The organism is Microbacterium sp. K41, assembly GCF_004794395.1.
Taxonomy (GTDB): Bacteria; Actinomycetota; Actinomycetes; order Actinomycetales; family Microbacteriaceae; genus Microbacterium; species Microbacterium sufflavum.
Genome location: NZ_SSDO01000067.1, coordinates 1 through 831, shown reverse-complemented (window position 1 = coordinate 831; position 831 = coordinate 1). Strand labels below are relative to the sequence as shown.

The 831-nt window shown below is 75.1% G+C and carries 1 protein-coding gene; it reads right to left on the bottom strand.

The window, feature by feature from the left end; all coding sequences use genetic code 11:
- The coding region (locus DW309_RS01165; RefSeq protein ID WP_168387125.1) for an iron chelate uptake ABC transporter family permease subunit at positions 1-831 on the bottom strand (831 nt) is incomplete at both ends.

Below are 831 nucleotides of genomic sequence, written 5' to 3'. Positions count from 1 at the left end.
GTCTCGACGGCCTCAAGCGCCTCGATCCGCCGCTCGACGTCGCGCAGCCGTCGGGCCATGAGCACCAGCACGATCGCGCCCAGCAGCGTCGTCGCGACCCCCGTCGGGATGAGGATCGCGGCCTCGGCGCCGATCAGCGCCCGCAGCAGGGCGTCGGCCAGGATCACCACGATCGCGCCGAGCAGCCCCGCGGCCGGGATCAGCAGCAGGTGCCGGTTCAGGCTGGGCACCACGCGGGACAGCAGCCGCGCGAGCACCGGCGCGCACAGTCCGACGAAGCCCATCGGTCCCGCGAGCGTGACCGACACGGCCGTCAGCGTGACCGCGAGGAGGATGCCGATCGCCCGCGTGGAACGGATCGGCACCCCGAGCGACGAGGCCGTGTCGTCGCCGAGCGCCAGGATGTCGAGGCGTCGGGCGAGCACCAGGGCCAGCACGGTGACGACCACCACGACCGGGGCCGCCTGGAGGAACGCGGTCAGCCCGAGCTGCGACAGGCTCCCGCTCCCCCACGCGAGCAGCCCGGTGGTCTCCTCGTCGAACAGGATCAGCAGGGTCGAGGTGCCCGCCTGGAAGGCCAGCGCCAGGGCCGTGCCGGCGAGGATGAGGCGCGTGGTGGACGAGCCGGCACCGCCCGCGAGCCCGAGCACGATCCCGGCCGCCACGAGCCCGCCCGCGAACGCCACCGCCCCGGACGCCCACACGGGCACGGCGATCCCGAACGCGGCGAGCGCCGTGACCGCGAGGTACGCTCCCGCGGTCACCCCCAGCGTGTCGGGCGAGGCGAGCGCGTTGCGGGCGAGCGACTGCAGCAGGATCCCCGCCACGCCC